At 71.4% G+C, this 13,771-nt stretch carries 12 protein-coding genes and 1 tRNA gene; 7 read left to right on the top strand and 6 right to left on the bottom strand.

Going from position 1 to position 13,771, the window contains the following annotated elements:
- Positions 1-44 precede the first annotated feature (44 nt).
- Complete coding sequence (locus IEX69_RS05185; protein WP_085020028.1) at positions 45-1,757, bottom strand: class I adenylate-forming enzyme family protein; 1,713 nt, start codon at positions 1,755-1,757, stop codon at positions 45-47.
- Positions 1,758-1,912: 155 nt separating this feature from the next.
- Between IEX69_RS05185 and IEX69_RS05180 the strand changes: the two genes are divergently transcribed.
- The gene (locus tag IEX69_RS05180; RefSeq protein WP_085020027.1) at positions 1,913-3,373 is read left to right on the top strand and encodes a phytoene desaturase family protein; all 1,461 of its coding nucleotides are present in this window, start codon (positions 1,913-1,915) and stop codon (positions 3,371-3,373) included.
- A gap of 9 nt (positions 3,374-3,382) precedes the next feature.
- Here the strand turns inward: IEX69_RS05180 and IEX69_RS05175 are convergent, their stop codons facing one another.
- On the bottom strand, positions 3,383-4,018 hold the full coding sequence (locus IEX69_RS05175; protein WP_085020026.1) for an MBL fold metallo-hydrolase: 636 nt from the start codon (positions 4,016-4,018) through the stop codon (positions 3,383-3,385).
- 78 nt (positions 4,019-4,096) lie between these two features.
- Between IEX69_RS05175 and IEX69_RS05170 the strand changes: the two genes are divergently transcribed.
- The 3 genes from IEX69_RS05170 (at position 4,097) to IEX69_RS05160 (ending at position 5,452) form a co-directional block, all read left to right on the top strand.
- The gene (locus IEX69_RS05170; protein WP_085020025.1) at positions 4,097-5,005 is read left to right on the top strand and encodes a diacylglycerol/lipid kinase family protein; all 909 of its coding nucleotides are present in this window, start codon (positions 4,097-4,099) and stop codon (positions 5,003-5,005) included.
- Positions 5,006-5,067: 62 nt separating this feature from the next.
- A tRNA-Glu gene (locus tag IEX69_RS05165) sits at positions 5,068-5,140 on the top strand.
- A gap of 129 nt (positions 5,141-5,269) precedes the next feature.
- Positions 5,270-5,452: a hypothetical protein gene (locus IEX69_RS05160; protein WP_085020024.1), complete on the top strand. Its 183-nt coding sequence runs from the start codon at positions 5,270-5,272 to the stop codon at positions 5,450-5,452.
- 314 nt (positions 5,453-5,766) lie between these two features.
- On the opposite strand, the gene IEX69_RS05155 is transcribed toward IEX69_RS05160, so the two are convergent.
- From IEX69_RS05155 to IEX69_RS05145, 3 genes are all read right to left on the bottom strand, one after another.
- Positions 5,767-7,800, bottom strand: coding sequence for a glycosyltransferase family A protein (locus IEX69_RS05155; RefSeq protein ID WP_085020023.1), 2,034 nt, complete (start codon positions 7,798-7,800; stop codon positions 5,767-5,769).
- Between the two features lie 80 nt (positions 7,801-7,880).
- Positions 7,881-8,375 carry an FBP domain-containing protein gene (locus IEX69_RS05150; protein ID WP_085020022.1) on the bottom strand — a complete coding sequence of 165 codons (495 nt, stop codon included), beginning with the start codon at positions 8,373-8,375 and terminating at the stop codon, positions 7,881-7,883.
- Between the two features lie 55 nt (positions 8,376-8,430).
- The gene (locus IEX69_RS05145) at positions 8,431-10,242 is read right to left on the bottom strand and encodes a glycoside hydrolase family 15 protein (RefSeq protein WP_085020021.1); all 1,812 of its coding nucleotides are present in this window, start codon (positions 10,240-10,242) and stop codon (positions 8,431-8,433) included.
- A 103-nt stretch (positions 10,243-10,345) separates the two neighbouring features.
- Between IEX69_RS05145 and IEX69_RS05140 the strand changes: the two genes are divergently transcribed.
- The 3 genes from IEX69_RS05140 to IEX69_RS05130 all read left to right on the top strand — a co-directional run bounded on the left by IEX69_RS05140 (position 10,346) and on the right by IEX69_RS05130 (position 12,806).
- Positions 10,346-11,089 carry a M23 family metallopeptidase gene (locus IEX69_RS05140; RefSeq protein WP_085020020.1) on the top strand — a complete coding sequence of 248 codons (744 nt, stop codon included), beginning with the start codon at positions 10,346-10,348 and terminating at the stop codon, positions 11,087-11,089.
- 167 nt (positions 11,090-11,256) lie between these two features.
- Positions 11,257-12,177: a DUF4097 family beta strand repeat-containing protein gene (locus IEX69_RS05135; RefSeq protein ID WP_085020019.1), complete on the top strand. Its 921-nt coding sequence runs from the start codon at positions 11,257-11,259 to the stop codon at positions 12,175-12,177.
- Positions 12,174-12,806, top strand: a complete 633-nt coding sequence (locus IEX69_RS05130; RefSeq protein WP_085020018.1) for a PadR family transcriptional regulator — start codon at positions 12,174-12,176, stop codon at positions 12,804-12,806. The genes IEX69_RS05135 and IEX69_RS05130 overlap by 4 nt, the downstream gene beginning before the upstream one ends.
- Here IEX69_RS05130 and IEX69_RS05125 read toward each other — a convergent pair.
- Positions 12,790-13,602 (bottom strand): TIGR00645 family protein, encoded by an 813-nt coding sequence (locus IEX69_RS05125; RefSeq protein ID WP_085020017.1) that lies wholly within the window; start codon positions 13,600-13,602, stop codon positions 12,790-12,792. The two genes, IEX69_RS05130 and IEX69_RS05125, sit on opposite strands and share 17 nt — an antisense overlap.
- Between the last annotated feature and the right edge of the window lie 169 nt (positions 13,603-13,771).

Genomic DNA, 13,771 nt, shown 5'->3' with positions numbered 1-13,771 from the left:
GGCGTGCGGCGTTCAGATCTCGACGGAGATCCTCGGCGCAGGCGCTACGGCGTGACGAACAGTCCCGCCTCGGCGTCGGCGGGGGCACGGTCCTTCAGGAGGAAGTGCTGCTTCTTCCCGGTCGCCGTGTAGGGCAGCTCCTCGACGAAGGCGTACCGGCGAGGGCGCTTGAAGCGAGCCAGCGCGACGCCGTCCAGCAGGAAGCGGTCGAGCTCCGTCGCGGCTGCTGCGGCGTCCTCCAGCGCTCCGGGCCGACGCCTCACGTAGGCGACCACCAGCTGGCCCCACTCCGGGTCGGGGAGGCCGACGACGATCGAGTCGGCGACACCGGAGTGGCCGGCGAGCGCCTCCTCGACCTGCACCGGATGCACGTTCTCGCCGCCCGAGATGATCATGTCGTCCTTGCGGCCGATCACCGTGACGATCTCGTCCTCGTCCCAGGTGGCGAGGTCGCCGGGGTACACCCAGCCGTCGCGGAACTTCCTCGCCTGCTCCTCGGGGTTGTGCATGTACGCATACCCGCTCTTGACGCTGCGCATGATGACCTCGCCGACCTCGACGCCGTCCTTCGCGACGACGTCGGTGGGATCCGCGAAGCGGTCCTCGCCGTAGACCTTCACGACGGCGACGTCGTCGTCCAGGCAGGCGCGGCCGGCGGCACCGGCCGCATCCGGGAGGTCGTCGGGACGCAGGTACGTGTTCCAGAACGCCTCCGTGGTGCCGTAGCCGTTGGCGATCCGCTTCGTGAGCGTGGCCTGGTAGCGGAGGGCGGCAGCCCGCTCGAGCGGGGCGCCCATCGTGACGATGCCCGACAGGGACGAGAGGTCGCGGGGCCGGGCCTCCTGCGCCTCCGCCAGCCGCTCCAGGTTCGTGGGGGCGCCGATGACGTAGGTCAGCCGGTGGCGCTCGACCAGGTCGAGCACCAGGTCGGCATCGAACTGCGGGAGCGTGACGACCTCCGACCCGACGTAGAAGGCGGTGTTCGGCCCGGCGCAGTAGTTCCCGCCGCGGTGGAACCAGGGCGACATGTTCATCGTCCTGTCGACGGGGGAGAGCGGGAAGTGCATGATCACGTCGTGCGCGGTCAGCACCTCGTTGAGGCTCGTCAGGGGGACGGACTTCGGCATGCCCGTCGTCCCCGAGGTGTAGAGCCGGCTCGTCTCGTCCCACACCGTGGCGCCCTCCGGCGCTCGGAAGCTCGGCGCCCCCTCGACCAGCAGGTCCGAGAACGGGATGGCGCCGGGCAGCAGGTCGCCCTCGCCGACGGCGACGAGCACCGACGGGGTGTGGCTCGAGAGCGCGAGGGCCTTGGAGACGTCGCCGGACAGCGCCGACTCGTAGACGAACACGACGGGCTCGGACTCGGTGAGGATGTGGGCCGTCTCCGCGGGAGAGAGCCGGAAGTTCATGGGCGACGAGACCGCACGGAGCCCCTGCGCGGCGACGTACAGGAACGCGAACTCGGGACGGTTGAGCAGCTGGTATCCGACGATGTCGCCGACCCCCACGCCGTGACGTCGAAGACCCTCGACCAGGGCGCCGGTCACCTCGCCGAGCCGGCGGTACGTCCAGGACTCGCCGGTCGTGGAGTCGGTGATCGCGGTGCGGTTCGCGTAGCGGTGCGTGTTGCGCTCGACCGCCGAGGCGTAGGTGAAGGCGGTCTCGAAGACCTGGCGGAAGCCGCTCGGGTCGTAGTCGGAATTGGGCTCGGGGACGGTGATGCCGGCCCCCATGACATCGGTGTCGCTCACTGGCATGGAGCCATTATGCGCGTCCACCGTCGCGCGATCGGCGCTCTCGGGGTTGGCTCGGTTCATGGCGTACGACATCGCGACCCGGGTCGCGGCCCACCGGGTGGTCTGGGAGCGGCAGGCATGACCGCCGCCGCCCTCGACCTGGTTAGCCTGGGAGCATGAGCACGGACGCGGTCGACGTCGTCGTGGTGGGCAGCGGGCCGAACGGTCTCGCCGCCGCCGTGACGATGGCCAGGGCAGGGCTGTCCGTCGTGGTCTACGAGGCGGGAGCCGCCGCGGGCGGGGGAGCGCGCACGGCGGAGCTCACCCTTCCGGGACACTTCCACGACGTGTGCTCCGCGGTGCATCCGATGGCCTGGGCGTCTCCGTTCTTCCGCGAGTTCGGACTGTCGACCCGCATCGAGCTCGTCACGCCCGAGCTGTCGTACGCCCACGTCTTCGACGGCGGCGCGGCGGCGTACGCCTGGCACGACATCGAGCGCACCGCCGACGGCCTCGGGCGCGACGCCGACGCCTGGGCGCGCCTGTTCACCCCCATCCTCCGCGACCTCGCTCAGGTGCTCGACTTCACCTCCAACCCCGTCCTGCGTGTGCCGTCGCATCCGATCGCCGCCGCTCAGTACGGGCTGCGCGCGCTCGCGACCTCGATCGGGACAGCAGGAGGCTTCCGCACGCAGCGCGCGGCCGGACTCCTCGCCGGGGTCAGCGCTCACGCCATCGCGCCGATCTCCTCCCTCGGCGCCCGCGCCGCCGGACTGCTGCTCGCGGCCCTCGCGCACGGGCCCGGCGGCTGGCCGATCCCGATCGGCGGATCGCGGACGATCGTGGACGCGCTCGTCGCCGACCTGCTCGCGCACGGCGGACGCCTGGTGACCGAGCACCGCGTCGACGACCTCCGGTCACTGCCGACGGCTCATGCCGTCCTGCTCGACGTCACGCCGCGGGCTCTGGCCTCGATCGCGGGAGACCTGCTGCCCCCGCGATACCAGGCCATGCTGCGCCGCTTCCGGTATGGCGACGCCGCGTCGAAGGTCGACTTCGTGCTGGACGGACCCATCCCGTGGCGCGATCCGGACCTCGCCCGCGCCGGGACGCTCCACCTCGGCGGGACGGCGGCGCAGCTGCAGGCCTCGGAGAAGGAGGTGGCCGCGGGTCGGCACCCCGAGCATCCGTACGTCCTGCTCTCGCAGCCGAGCGTGTTCGACCCGAGCCGCGCGCCGGACGGGCACCAGACCGTCTGGACCTACACGCACGTCCCCCGCGGGTCGGGGCGGGACATGACCGAGGCCGTCGCCGACCGGATCGAGGACGCCGCCCCCGGGTTCCGCGATCGGATCATCGCCTCCTCCGCCATCCCGGCGGCGGCTCTGCAGCTCTACAACGCGAACTACGTCGGAGGCGACATCGCCTCCGGGGCGAGCTCGTTCACGCAGCTGGTCAAGCGTCCGCGGCTCTCGCCCGATCCCTACCGCACACCCCTCGACGGGGTGTACCTGTGCTCGGCCAGCACGGCGCCCGGCCCGGGCGTTCACGGGATGTCGGGATGGAACGCGGCCAGGGCCGCGCTCCGCGACGTGTTCGGCTCGGAGCCGCCGTCGCTGTTCCCCGTGCTGAGCTGAGGCGGTCGCTCAAACGTCGAGGGTGTCGCCGGGCTCGAGCGCGACGTACTCGCCGCCGGCCTGCTCCGTCGCCCAGCGTAGACGGTCGTGTCCCATCTGCTTGCCGGCGACCGACAGCACCATCTCGTGTGTGGCGAACGCGCGCTTCGGCTTCAGGGCGAGCACGTAGTCGATCGACTCGGAGATCTTCAGCCACGGCGCACCGACCGGGACCGCGAGCAGGTCGACCTGCTCGGCGGGGTCGGCGAAGGAGTCGCCCGGGTAGAACAGCGAGTCGTTCACGATCACGCCCACGTTGTCGACGACCGGGATCGAGGTGTGGATCACCGCGTGCCGGCCGCCGAAGAACCGCAGCGAGAACGGTGCGGCGTCGACGACCTCGCCGGGACGCACCTCGACGACGGGGAAGTCGCTCGCCGCGGCCACGACGCCCGCCGGTCCGTAGATCGTCACGTCGGGGGAGGCGTCGACGATGCGCTTGAGCTGGTCCGGGGTCCAGTGATCCGGGTGCTCGTGCGTGATCACGACGGCGACGGCGTTCGCCGCCTCGGTGATCGGGGTCGTGAAGACACCCGGGTCGATGAACAGGCGACGGCCGTTCTGCTCGAGCTGGAGGGCGGCGTGTTCGAACTTCGTGAGTCTCATCGCGACTCAGCAAACACCCGGCGCCCCGGTGTGCGCAACGGCGCGGGAGGTCGCCGTCGTATGGGAGGATCAGGGCCCATGGGTTCCCCAGCGAAGCGGATCGTCGTCGCGATCAACCCGAACGCCTCCTTCGGCCGGACCCGGCACGTCGGTCCCGCCGTCGTCGGCACCCTGAAGGCGGCCGGCCACGACGTCGTCCCGCTGAGCGCCCCCGACTTCGACGGGCTCGTGCGCGTCGCCCGCGACGCCCTCCGCCTGCCGACGGCGGCGTTCGTGGTCGTGGGAGGAGACGGCATGGTGAACCTCGGCGTCGACCTCGTTGCCGGCACCGACGTGCCCCTCGGCATCGTGCCCGCCGGCACCGGCAACGACTTCGCGAGCGGCCTCGGTCTGCCCGCCGACACGGCGGCGGCGACCGACGTGCTCCTCGAGAGGCTCGCGAGCCCCGCGGGGGTGCGCCGCGTGGATGCCGCCGTGGTCTCGGGCCTGGACGGCCCGGATCGCTGGTTCGCCGGCGCGCTGTCCGCGGGCTTCGACGCGCGGGTCAACGAGCGCGCGAACGCCATGCGGCGCCCCAAGGGTGCGTCGCGCTACGTGATCGCCCTGGCGGCCGAGCTCGTGCGGCTGCGGGCGCGCCGGTATCGGCTCACGATCGACGGGGAGCCCTGGGAGGTGGACTCGGTGCTCCTGTCGGTGGCCAACAACGGTCGCATCGGCGGAGGGATGCGCATCGCCCCCGATGCCGCGCTCGACGACGGCCTGCTCGACGTCTTCGTCGTGGCGCCGGTGAGCCGGGGCCGCTTCCTCCGTCTGTTCCCGAAGGTCTTCTCCGGGACGCATGCCGGGCTCGACATCGTCGAGTTCCGCCGCGGGAGGGTCGTCACGCTCGACGCGGAGGGCATCACCGCCTTCGCCGACGGGGAGCCGTTCGGTCCGCTCCCGCTCACCGTGACCCTCCACCCGGGCGCCCTGAGGGTGCTCGCGTGACGCGCCTCCGCCGATTTGTACTCGCCCCGGGAACCTGCCTATAATCGTCAGGTTGCAAAAACGGCCCCATCGTTTAGCGGCCTAGGACGTCGCCCTCTCACGGCGGTAACGCGGGTTCAAATCCCGCTGGGGTCACAACACGACGAAGCCCCCCGGATCACTCGGTCCGGGGGGCTTCGTCGTTCTCGGGCGTGGGTGACCGTCGCGGGACCTGGCGCTCGCGGGAGGGCCGGGTATGGTCGGGGACACGACGAAGGGAAGAGCATGACGAACCCGAACGAGTTCCCCGACTACGCCGGCTACCCCGACGGGGAGGGCATCGTGGGCAATGGCCCCACCACCGACGCTCCGCCCTCGGGCGTCGACCCCACGGTCGCCGACGAGCCGGAGCCCGATGGCGACGACGTCCCCACCGACGAGGACGACATCTCGGTCAACGACGGCTGACCCCTCCGGGGCTCGCCGCGCGCTTCTCGTGCGGTGGATCTGACAGTCGTGGCGGGCTCAGCCGCCGGGAGATCGCCATAGGTGTCACATTCGGCTGAAGGCCGCCCGCCCCGCCCGTCGGGGCGAGTCGGATCTGACAGTCGTGGCGGGTTCGGGCGGCGGAAGGTCGCCACAAGTGCCACATCCGGCTGGGCGCCGCCCGTCCCCGCCCATCGGGGCGAGTCGGATCTGACAGTCGTGGCGGGTTCGGGCGGCGGAAGGTCGCCACAAGTGTCATATCCGCAAGTCGTCGGCCCGCACGTAGGGGCGGGACGTCACATCGGGGCCTGCAGCGTGCGGTCGGGGAGAGGGGCGCGGGTCTCGGCGCGAAGCGCGGACGAGGCCTGGTGCTCGACGAGCCGCGGCACGTACGAGCGGATGCGGTGGCCGGCGAGCGCGGCGTGCTCCGCCGTCACGAGGTCCCTCACGCGTCCCGGATCGACGTCGGGGTAGCGGGAGCACAGCCGCTCCACGACGGCGGCGACGGCCTCGAGCTCGCCCGCCTCACCCCGGTCGGCGTACAGCGCCCGCGGGCTGACCCTGTCGTCGGCCCTGCTCTCGACGCCCGGCGACGACGAGAGACGCAACGGACGCGGGATCGAGCGGGCGCGCACGATCCGGCCGATCCGCCAGGGCTGATCCGCCGGATCCTGCAGGGTCGCCGCGTCGATCACGTACGCCACGCCCGCTCCCGCCTCGGCCCCGGTGAGGACGAGCGTCGCGACGCCGTCGTCGAACAGCGCCTGCATCGCCGGCACGTAGTGCAGGGGCAGCAGCGGCTCCGGCCCCGCGCTCCACGCGTGCGCCACCCCCACGCGCCTCCCGGACCGCACCTCCTGCCGGATGCGGTGGGCGAGCCTGTCGAACGATCTCGCGTCGCCGATGCGCTCGACCAGGTCGACCACGAAGAGGAGGTCGACCTGGGGGTCGAGGACCGGGGGGACGATCTCGGCGACCTCGCTGCTCAGGATGTCTGCGGGCGCGGGGAACGGACGTGCCGCCGAGGTCCGCTCGCTGCGCGGGTCGGCGGTGCCCGCCGCGATCGCTCGATGCCACGACGCGTATGCGCTGGCGTAGGCGATCCGGGACGGGCTCAGCCAGCGCGGCCCGATCTCCTCCCCGGTGAGCGAGGCCGACCGCCAGCGCTGGAGCGTCAGCGGGACCCCGGGGAGGAGGATGTCGGACGGCCGGTCGAACACGGCGCCGATCCGGCGGCGGAACTCGGTGTCGGCGCCCTTGCGCACGGCGTCGAACGCGCCGACACGGTCGGCGATGAGCCGTCGGCGGAACATCAGGGACGGCTCGCAGAGCCGCACGAGGTAGCCGCGCGGCTGTGTGAAGGACAGCTCGTCGGTGATCCGCAGGGCGTGCGTCGAGTTCGAGGGCGCATCGGGCGTCTGCTGCAGATGCCGCACCTGCGTCTCGAGGCGTCGCGGATGCATCCAGTCGTCGGAGTCGTGGGTCGTCACGAACTCGCCCCGCGCCGCGCGCAGGGCGAGGTTGCGGCAGGTGTACGTGCCCGCGTTCGTCGACCGGTGGAGGATGCGGATGCGGGGATCGAGCCGGCCGAGGGCGGCCAGGGTCCGCTTGTAGTCCGCGGGGGATCCGTCGTCGACGATGATCAGCTCGAGCCGCTGCCAGGTCTGCGCGAGCACCGACGCGACCGCCGTGAACGCCTCGACGCCGGGCCGGTGGCACGTCATGACGACCGACACCAGAGGGTCGTCCGGCCCCGAGACCGAGGGCAGCTCCGGGGAGCGGAGCCGATCGAACGGATGGCGTCCCGCGTCGCCCTCGAGCTCCGGTGCGTCGTAGCCCGCCTCGGTGAAGACGCTCGAGAACGCGGCTCGCCAGCGCGCGTCGTCGCCCCCGTCCGGCCGAGTCCAGGGGTTCAGCACGTCGGCCGCGATCTGTCGGAGCTCCTCGACGGGCACGCCGTGGAGGAGGGTCAGCATGCCCGCGGCGTCGTCATGGTGCCCGGAGCCGAGGAGCGCGGAGATCATCGCCGACTGCGCCTCGGGATCCAGCAGCACGACCTCGCCGCGGGTGACCGAGGACCGGAACAGCTGCGACGCCGCGAGGTGGTCGCGCTCGTCGCGGGCCTGCCGCTCGACGCTCTCCGCCAGCGCGACCCCGCTGCCGCGGTCGAGGTCGACCGGACCGGCGGCCAGGGCGTCGAGCAGTCCGGCGTAGTCGAGACGGCCCCGGGATGCTCGGCGGGCCAGCTCGTCGCGCACGATCGTGGTGTGGGACCACTGAGCGGTCCGCGCGAGCTCGCTGCTCGAGCTGCCGCGCCACCTCGCTCCCACCGGACTCCTCCCGCGCGCGTTCGCGACGCCTCCGCGTCAGCGTAGGTCGTGCGGGTGAACCGCCGGTGAACCGCTGTCGCTCAGGAGGCGCGGAGCACGTCGTCGGTGAACGAGCGCAGGCGGTGGGTGAGGCCCTCGGCGCGCATCGCGACCATCGCCTGCGGATCCGGGTTCACCTCCGAGCGCGGCGGAACGAGGCGGATGAGGTGCGAGCAGGAGAGGTCGGAGCAGATGTACTGCCCGATCGTCGACCCGTCGACGCCCGCCTGGCCGGCTCGGGGCGCGGTGAACAGCGTGACCTGCCCGCCTGGCAGCGGGGAGCGGCAGAACGAGCACATCGCCGCGATGCCCGGCCGCATCCGGGCGCCGGCGGCCTTGAGCACGATGCCCACGGGCTCGCCGTCACGCCAGTACACGATGTACCCGCGGTGGATGGCATGGGCGTCGCGCCAGCCGAGGAACTCGCGCTCCTCCCAGAGGATCTCGTGGAGGCCGGGGAGGGTCATCCTGGAGAGGTCGAAGGCGTCCTCGTTGGCGAACGAGGACCGGATCTGCGACTCGGTGAGTGGCTGCATCCCTTCGATGCTAACCCCGCCGCCCCTCGCTTCGGCGTCTGAGCCGTCTGCCGGCTCAGGCCTCCGGCGCGAGCCGACCGCTCTGAGGAGCGGGCCGCGTGCCCGTCGCCGTCGCGATCGCGTCGGCCGCGCGGACGAGCGCGAGATGCGAGAACGCCTGCGGGAAGTTGCCCGCCTGGCGTCCGCCGGCGACGTCGTACTCCTCGGAGAGCAGGCCGAGGTCGTTCGACAGCCCGACCAGCCGGTCCATCAGCACCCGCGCATCCTCGAGCCTGCCGGAGTGGGCGTACTGCTGCACCAGCCAGAACGAGCAGGCGAGGAAGGGGTTCTCATCGCCCGGGAGTCCGTCCACCCCGCTCTCCGTGCGGTACCGCATCACGAGGCCGTCGCGGAGGAGGTCCGCCTCGATCGCGGCGACCGTGCCCAGCATCCTCGGGTCGTCGGGCGCGATGAAGCCGATCTGGCCGAGCAGCAGCAGGGAGGCGTCGACCTCCTTGGTGTCGTAGTGCTGGACGAACGTGTTCCGCTCCGGGTCGTAGCCCCGGGTGAGGACCTCCTCGCGGATCTCGTCACGCAGCTTCTCCCAGCGTTCGACAGGCCCGTCGAGACCGTAGACGCGCACCGCCTCCACGGCGCAGGCGAACGCGGCCCACACCATCACGCGCGAGTGCGTGAACGGGCGGGCCGGTCCGCGGATCTCCCAGATGCCGTTGTCGGGGCGGTCCCACACGGTCTCCAGATAGCCCATCAGCGCCCGCTGCAGCGGCCAGCTGTACTCGTCCTCCTCGACGCCGATGATGCGGGCGGCGCGGAGCGCGACCATGAGCTCCCCGAAGATGTCGCTCTGGTACTGGTCCGACGCCGCGTTGCCGATGCGCACGGGGGACGCCCCCTGGTAGCCGGGCAGGCTGTCGAGCTCGTACTCCTGGAGACGGCGCTCTCCCGCGAGTCCGTACATGATCTGGATGTCGGACGGGTCGCCCGCCAGGGCGCGCAGCAGCCAGCGGCGCCAGTGCTGCGCCTCCTCGCCGTAGCCGTGGAGCATGAGCGCCGCGAGCGTCAGCGAGGCGTCGCGGATCCAGACGTAGCGGTAGTCCCAGTTCCGCGGGCCCCCGAACTGCTCCGGCAGGCTGGTGGTGGGCGCCGCCACGATGCCGCCGGTGTCGGCGTGCGTGAGGGCGCGCAGGACGAGGAGCGACCGGCGCACGTGGTCGCGGTAGGGCGTCTCGAACTCGCCCACCCAGTCGCGCCACCAGTGCAGTGTGTCCTCGATGCGCTTGTCGACCTCGACGGCGTCGGGGACGTGCCGCTGAGACGGGAACCAGGTGATGACGCTGTCGACCTGCTCGCCCTCCGAGACCTCGAAGACGGCCTCGTGACGATGGTCGCGGGCGACCAGCTCGGGGCCGCGGACGATCAGCGCGTCCGGGCCGGCGATGGCGATCAGCGCGTTGCCCCCGTGCTTCGGAGACTGGCGTACCCAGGGGAGGGCGCTCGCGTAGTCGAAGCGCATCCTCAGCTCGGAGCGCATCCGCACGGTCCCCTTGACGCCGCGCACCCTGCGGATCACGTCCGGCAGCGAGCCGCCGTACGGCATGAGGTCGACCACCTCAACCTCACCGGTCGGCGTCTGCCACCGGGTGAGGAGGACGAACGTGTCGTCCAGGTACTTCCTGCTGGTGCTGACGACCTCGCCGTCGGGCGCGAGCAGCCAGCGGCCGTGGTCCGGGTCGCCGAGCAGGGCGCCGAACACCGAGGCGCTGTCGAAGCGGGGGAGGCAGAGCCAGTCGATGCTGCCGTCCTTGCCCACGAGGGCCGCCGTGTGGCTGTCGCCGATGATCGCGTAGTCCTCGATGGGGAGTGCCATGGGACCGATTCTGGCAGCGCGCTCGTCGCCCCGCCGCCATCTCCCGGCGCGCGTCCGGGCTGGCGCGGTTGTGCTCTGCCGGGCGCCACCGCAGAATGGGTCGGTGAAGTACGGAGGGCCGGTCCTCGGCGTGATCGCGATGACGTTCGTGTTCGGCGTCGCGATCGCCACCTCCGTCCCCGCCGCCTCCCTGTCGGCGCCGGGCGGCTTCGACGCGGTCCAGTACGCGGCCGAGCGCGGTGCCGACCAGACGTACGACGCCGGCGGCCTCGCCGTCCCCGAGGTGGATCGCGACGGCTACGCGGTGCAGACGCCGACTCCGACGCCCACCCCGAAGCCGGTGCAGAGCGCGGGCTCGAGCGGCGCATCCGGAGCCGATCTCGGCGGCTACGGCGGGGCGCAGTGCGCCGCGGGAGCGGCCGAGGCCACCCCGGCCACCACCTTCTCGTGGCCGTACCCGAACGGCGAGTCGCACGTCGGCGATCCGTTCGGATGGCGGGCCGAGGGGTTCCACAAGGGTGTCGACATGCTCGCCCCGGAGGGCACGCCCGTGCACTCGATCGCCGACGGCGTCGTCATCGCGCTCTCCACGGGCAGCAGCGGCACCGGCGGGCTCTACGTCTCGATCGCGCACAACGTCGACGGGCAGCCGCTCTGCAGCATGTACATGCACTTCCTCGAGGGATCGATCCTCGTGAACATCGGCGACCACGTGACCACGGGACAGGTGATCGCCGCCACGGGGGAGACCGGCAACGCGACCGCGTTCCACACCCACTTCGAGCTCTACGGGGCGGATGGGCTCCGGTTCGATCCGATGCCGTGGATGCAGGCCCACGCCGGCTGAGGCGCCGCTCGACTCCTCGCGCTCCTCGCGCTTTTCCCGTTCTGCGCGCTCTTCGCGTCCGGTTCGCGCTCCCGAGTCGCGATATATCTTGACTTCGATCGCTCTCGAGATATATCGTGTCTCTCGTCCGTTCGAGATATATCGCGATTGCGAGGAAGGAGGGCGAGATGGTGCTCGAGAAGTGGCTCCTCGACGGCCCCAGGGTCATCGACGTCGAGCTCGTGCGCTCGGTCAAGGTCAGCCTGATCGGAGGTCAGGTCGACATCCTCGCCCATGACGAGCCGGGGGCCCGCATCGAGGTGCACTCGGTCGTCGGGCGCGAGCTCAAGGTCTCCATCGACGGCGATCGCCTCGAGGTCGACCACCCGCAGCTGCGGTGGGACAACTTCATCGACGTCTTCAAGTCCTGGCGCGGCAACGCGCGGGCCGACGTCAGCATCCTCGTGCCCCGCGACGCCGCGCTGAAGTTCGGCGTGATCTCCGCCTCGGCGCTCGTCTCGGGCCTCACCTCCGATGCGCGCATCAGCACGATCACCGGCGACGTCGTCCTCGACTCGCTGGAGGGCGACATCGAGGTCAACAGCGTCTCCGGCGAGGTCTCGGTCCGCGACCACGTCGGCCGCATCTCCGCTCACACGGTGTCCGGCGACATCGCCGCCTCGGGGCGGATCTCCCGCTTCTCGAGCGACGGCGTCTCGGGATCCGTGTTCGTCGACCTCTCCGGGCACCCGTACGAGCTCCAGAACAACACCGTGTCGGGCGACCTCACCGTCCGCGTCGACGACGGACTGCCCATGCGCTACAACATCAACACGGTGTCGGGCACGCTGCAGCTGGGCGGCAGCACCATCAAGGGGCTGCGCGGCTCGGGGTACAACGGCTCGACCGGCACGCTCGAGGGGGAGTGGCTCGACGTGAAGGCGAACTCCGTGTCGGGGAGCATCACCGTGCTGTCTCGTCCTGCCGCCGCCGACGAGACGTCCTCGGGGGAGTCCACGGGCGGGTCCTCCACCGGGTCCTCCGGCGGCGCCGACTCCGACTCCGACTCCGCGACGTCGGACGCGAGCACCGAGGGGGCGTCGCTGTGACCCCGGTGTTCGGCCACGGCCACCTGCGGCTCTACCTGCTGCGGCTGCTCGACGAGTCGCCGAAGCACGGCTACGAGCTCATCCAGGCGCTCAGCGACCGCTTCGGCGGCACGTACACGCCGAGCGCCGGCACGATCTACCCCCGTCTGGCCAAGCTCGAGGAGGAGGGGCTGGTGACGAAGACCGCCGACGGCCGGAAGACCGTCTACACCATCACCGATGCCGGCCGGCAGGAGCTCGCCGACCGCGGTGGCGAGCTCGACGACATCGAGGCCGAGCTGTCCGACTCGGTGAGGCGGCTCGCCGACGAGGTGCGCTCGGGCGTCGATCGTGCGATGCGCAGCCTCAAGGCGGACCTCGCCTCCGCGGCCCGCGAGGCCCGCCAGGGCAGCAGTCGTGAGGAGGCCACCGCCGCCGGCGAGGCGGCGCGGGCGCGCCAGCGCTCGGCCGACGCGCTGCGCGACGCCGAGATCGCGATCACCGAGTTCCGTCAGGACCTCCGCGCCGACCTGCGTGCGGCCGCCGGCCGGGGCGAGCTGACCGACGAGACCGTCAGCACGCTCAAGCGCGGTCTCGACGCCCTCGTCGTCGAGGTGCGCTCCTCCCTCCGCGTCACGCCGAGGGGATGAACCTGCCGTCGACGATGTAGCCCGTCACCGGGGTCGCGCTCACGAGCGAGGCTCCGGTGGTGGCGTCTCCGGAGGCGGCTCCGCCGCCCGCCCCGACCCCGACCGGGATCCCCGCGGGCGCCGGGGAGACGGGTGCGGGCGCGACGGCGTCGGCCTTCCGCTTCACCGCGAAGTGGTGCGACCAGCGGTCGATGAGCGCGAGCGCGATGGCGGAGACCACGAACGAGAGGTGGATGACCACCTGCCAGAGCACGCCCGCCTCGGTGTAGGTCTCTCCCGTGTCGGACTCCTGGTCGGGCGCGCCGATGTCACCCACCTCGATGAAGGTCCGCAGCAGGTGGATCGACGAGATCGAGATGATCGAGACGGCCAGCTTGACCTTCAGCAGGTTCGTGTTGACGTGCGAGAGCCACTCGGGTTCGTCCGGATGTCCGTTCACGCGGATCTTCGACACGAAGGTCTCGTACCCGCCGATGATCACCATGATGAGCAGGTTCGCGATCATGACCACGTCGATCAGACCGAGGACGGCCAGCATGATCTGCGTCTCGTCGATGTTCGCCCAGTTGTGGAGGACGTTGTCCTCGACGATGTGCCACAGGTCGACCATGAACACGATCACGTAGGTGATCTGCGCCACGATCAGGCCGAAGTAGAGCGGGGCCTGGAGCCACCGGCTGGCGAAGATGAAGAGGCCGAGCGCGCGAGCGGTCGTGCTGTCGCGGTAGACGCGACCATCCGTCTCGCTCGGCTTGGCGGCTGAAGTCTGGGCGGCGTTCCGGTCGTCCTGGCTCACGAGGGAATGGTATCGGCCCCGGGGCTGTAAGGTGGCTCGGAAGAAGGGGAGTATCCCGCATCCGCGAGCCTCGTCAGCACAGCATCCGCCGAAGGATGCTCGGGGGCGCGACGGCCTGCAGACCGTGGTCGGCAGAGCCGGGGGAGAGACTTTCGGTCCTCGTCGCGCC

It is taken from the genome of Cnuibacter physcomitrellae, from assembly GCF_014640535.1.
Lineage (GTDB): Bacteria > Actinomycetota > Actinomycetes > Actinomycetales > Microbacteriaceae > Cnuibacter > Cnuibacter physcomitrellae.
Note: the sequence above shows the minus strand (reverse complement) of the source record. Positions and strands in the feature narration are given on the sequence as shown.